This window comes from Anaerolineae bacterium (assembly GCA_014360855.1).
In the GTDB taxonomy this organism is placed as follows: Bacteria; Chloroflexota; Anaerolineae; order JACIWP01; family JACIWP01; genus JACIWP01.
Genome location: JACIWP010000255.1, coordinates 1 through 4,230 on the forward strand (window position 1 = coordinate 1; position 4,230 = coordinate 4,230).

The window sequence follows — 4,230 nt, forward strand, 5'->3', positions numbered from 1 at the left end:
CATCAGGATGACCGCAGTACGTGGCATATTGACCATGAATACCTGTTCGGGGAGAGCATCCTCGTGGCGCCGGTGACCTCGCGCGATGGCCGGCTCTCCGTCTATCTGCCGGCCGGCACCTGGTTCGACTACTGGACCAAAGCCCCGGTGGAAGGCGGACGCTGGATGGACATCCAGGCCCCGCTGGATATCCTCCCGCTGTGGGTGCGCGCCGGCAGTATCATCCCCATGGGGCCAGAGATGGACTATGTGGACCAGAAACCGTGCGACCCGCTGACGCTGGAGCTGTATGGGCCGGCAGACGAAGGGGAGTATGTCATATTTGATGAGGAACGCCCTGCTGTTGCCGTGCGGTATCAGCGCCGGCACCATCAGCTTCTGGTGCAGGTGGGGCCGGTGCCCGGCGAGGTCATCGTCGTGCTGTACGGCGCGGCGGTGCGGCAGGCGTCGGTGAACGGCCGGCCGGCGGCCTCCGAACCCCTGGCCCAGGGAACACAGGTGCGGTTTGACGGACGCCAGGGGGCTCAGCTCCTGCTGGAGCTGGCATAGCAGGTACAGGTGAGAGTCACTTGCAAGGTGACTCTCACCCGCATTTGTTCCTCATCGGCGCGGCGGGGCTAGAGGGCGAGGCCGGCGCCTCCCCTACCCCACCGCGTCAAATGCCCAGGATCAGCTTGGCAATGCGGAAGTAAATATACAGGCCGGTGGCATCCACCATGGTCGCCATAAAGGGGCCGGAGACGATGGCCGGGTCAATCCGCAGGCGGGCGGCGAGGATGGGCAGGAGCGAACCCAGGCAGTTGGCCCAGAAGACGATGGCCACGGCGGCCGTGCCCACGGCGATGGCCAGCAGTGGATGCGACGGGTCCCAGGTGATGGCGCGGATAAACGCGGCCGCCCCCATCATCAGCCCCAGGAAGAAGCCCACGCGCGCTTCATGCCAGAAGACGCGCAGGGCATCGCGGATGCGAATCTCCCCGGTGGCCAGGCCGCGGATGATGGTGGAGGTGGTCTGGGAGCCGGCATTTCCGCCCGTGCCGATCAGCAGGGGGATGAAGAACGAGAGCGCCACCACCGTCGCCAGCTCATGCTCGAAATGCCGCAGAACCGTGCCGGTGAAGGTGTCTGCCACGAAGAGCAGGAACAGCCAGCCCATGCGTTTGCGCGCCACCTGGAACACCGAGGTGTCCAGATACGGTTTATCCAGGGGCAGGGAGCCGCCGAAGCGCTCCATATCCTCGCTCTGCTCATCCACGATGACGTCCACGATGTCATCCACGGTGATGACACCGATGAGGCGGTTGCCGGCATCCACCACGGGCAGGGCATACAGGTCATAGCGGCGCATGAGGTGCGCACACTGTTCCTGGTCCGCCTCCGCCGACACGCTGATGACATCGGTGGACATGATCTCGCCCAGGCGCTGGTCAGGTTCGGCCTTGATCAGCTCATACAGGCTGACAATCCCCTGCAGGCGGTCCTGGTCATCCACGATGAAGAGGTAATGCACCGCCTCTTCCTTTTCCGGCGACCATCGGCGCACCGCCTCCAGCGCCTGGCGCACGGTCATGCGCTCGCGCAGGGCCAGGAATTCGGAGGTCATCAGGCCGCCGGCGGTTTCATCTTTATGGAGCAAGAGCGGCCGCACGTCATCGGCATCCCGCATGCGGGCCAGCACTTCACTGGCCTGCTCCGGCTCCATATCGCCCAGCAGGTCGGCCGCCTCGTCCGTCTCCATCTCATCCACAATGTCAGACAGGGTCTCCAGCGGCAGGCGCGAGGCAATCTCCGCCGCTTCCTCATTCTCCAGCTCTTCGAGGATATCGGCGGCCTGTTCGGTCTCTAATTGGGTCAGCAGGGCTTCCTGCTGTTCGGGTTCCAGTTCGCTGAGGATGTCCGCCTGATCGGGGGGATACAGGCGTTCGATGATATCGATCGCGCCGGCCAGATCGTCGTGCTCCAGCCGGTCTCGCACGCGATCCAGAATGGTGTCCAGCACGCGCTGTTCCATCGTCGTCCTCCTTTTGCCAGGATGAGTGCACTCGAGGACGGTGAGTCCACCTTCTCCTGGCACCGGGGGAGCGAACAGCGCGTCAGGGGCCAGGGCCCATTACGGCGCGGAGAAGGTGGGCGCACCGCCCTTACGTGATGATGGGTCGTCTTCGGAAAGCGTATTGGATTCGGGTACAGCGATCACGTTCATCGTTCTCCTTCTCCGTCGCAAAAATCGTCTCACCAGGCCGGCGGAAGGGCAACAAAAAAGGCCACAGCACAGGCTGCGGCCTCGCCCTGGGCAGGCATGGACTGCGCCCGGCAGTCCCTCCCCTCCCTACGGCAGGTCGAGCTGTCCTGTCACGGCCAGAATTCGATTGTCAACGTGGTTCATCCACCCAACGTCGGCCGCCCCTATATGGGGACGACTGTCATCACTGCTGGAAGCCTTCAACGTCATCATACTCCATCAAGTTACCAACGGTTCCGCTTACCGCCGTGTTCGGCTTGTACAAAGACACCCCTCACCGCGATAGCGGGTGCATCCGGTTCAGAAACCCCTGCTCCTGTGGCGCTGGGCTGTATCGCGCTGGCTCGCCTGCGCCAACACCCTTTCCAATCTATCGTTAATGTAGCACGCACGGGCGAGATTGTCAACTTTACGCCGGCCATGTCTCCCCGACCGGCCGGCTCATTGGCCGCTACCCAGAGCGTTCCCTTTCAGTCAACACCCTGGCCGATCCCTCCGCTGCGCGCTTACCGATATATATCTGGCATACTTGACATCGGCATCAAAATATGATACCCTGTAATTAGCGCAGCAGGGTGATTTTTCTTTGGCGGCCGCTTGCATACATTGGATATACTCCGAATGGGCGGGCCGGCCACAAGCAACATTACTGCTCCAGGGAGGAAGAAGCATGCTACAGCGATTCGTGGAGTTTTTGACCCCGGAAGACGTCTCGCGCATCCATGAGCAGTCCATGCGCCTGCTGGAAGAGGTGGGGGTGGAGATGCCGGTGGAGGCCGCGCGCGAGGTGCTCCGCCGGAGCGGCGCCCGGGTCGAAGGCACACGCGTCCACCTGCCCCGCCGGCTGGTGGAGGAAAGCATCCGCCTGGCCCCCTCCCGCTTCACCATCCACGCCCGCAACCCGCAGAAAGATGTGGTGGTCGGCGGCGGCAACCCCGTCTTCGCGCCCGGCTACGGCGCGCCCTTCCTGATGGACCACGAAAAGGGCCAGCGCTATGCCTCCATGGAGGATTACCAGAACCTGGTGCGCATCATTGACGCACTGCCCCACCTGGACCTCTCCGGGCACCTCCTGGTGGAACCGCACGATGTGCCGGCCGGCAGTGCCCATCTCCATATGCTCATGGCGCACCTCCGCTACTCCGACAAACCCTTCATCGCCTCCAGCAACGGGCAGAAGGGCGCGCAGGCCACCCTGGACATGGCCGGCATCGTTTTCGGCGACCGCGATGCCCTGCGCAATAAGCCGGTCACCATCGGGCTCATCAACACCCTCAGCCCCCTGGGCTTCGCCTCGGAAATGCTGGAGGCCCTGATGGCCTTCGCCGAATGGGGACAGCCCATGGTCATCGCCAGCATGGCGCAGGCCGGCGCGACCGCCCCCGTCACCCTGGCCGGCATGATCGCCCAGATCAACGCTGAAATCCTCAGCGGCGTCGTCCTGGCCCAGGCCATCAACCCCGGCACACCGGTCGTCTACGGTTCCACCAGCACCATTATGGACATGAACACGGCCGCGGCCGCCATCGGCAGTCCGGAATATTCCGTTCTCGTCGCCTGCCAGGCGCAGATGGGCCGCTTCTACGGCCTTCCCAGCCGCTCCGGCGGCAGTCTCACCGATTCGCAGATCCCCGATGCCCAGGCCGGCCTGGAATCCATGATGTCCCTGCTCACCACCGTCAACGCCGGCATTGACTTCGTCCTGCACGCCGCCGGCATCCTCGGCTCATACCTGACCTTCTCCTACGAGAAGCTGGTGATAGACCATGAGATATGCGGCATGGTGCGGCGCTACCGCCAGGGCCTCGACGTGAACGCGGAAACCCTAGCCTATGACACCATCGCCGGCGTGGGCCCCGGCGGCAACTTCCTGATGGATGAGCACACCCTGCGCCACTTCCGCAACGCCTTCTACATGCCCAGGCTGTGCAACCGCGACGCCCTGCCGGCCTGGCAGGAAAAGGGTTCGACGGAAATGGCACAGCGCG

3 protein-coding genes are annotated in these 4,230 nt (G+C 63.8%); 2 read left to right on the forward strand and 1 reads right to left on the reverse strand.

The window, feature by feature from the left end:
• A partial coding sequence (locus H5T60_12130; GenBank protein ID MBC7243180.1) for a hypothetical protein occupies positions 1–549 on the forward strand: 549 nt, incomplete at its 5' end.
• Between the two features lie 106 nt (positions 550–655).
• Here the strand turns inward: H5T60_12130 and mgtE are convergent.
• Positions 656–2,011: a magnesium transporter gene (gene mgtE, locus H5T60_12135; protein MBC7243181.1), complete on the reverse strand. Its 1,356-nt coding sequence runs from the start codon at positions 2,009–2,011 to the stop codon at positions 656–658.
• 901 nt (positions 2,012–2,912) lie between these two features.
• On the opposite strand from mgtE, the gene H5T60_12140 reads away from it, so the two are divergent.
• A partial coding sequence (locus H5T60_12140) for a trimethylamine methyltransferase family protein (protein ID MBC7243182.1) occupies positions 2,913–4,230 on the forward strand: 1,318 nt, incomplete at its 3' end.

Bases quoted from the DNA above. Each gene is read 5' to 3' on its own strand.
- mgtE (MBC7243181.1), bottom strand. From the start codon at position 2,011: ATGGAACAGCGCGTGCTGGACACCATTCTGGATCGCGTGCGAGACCGG.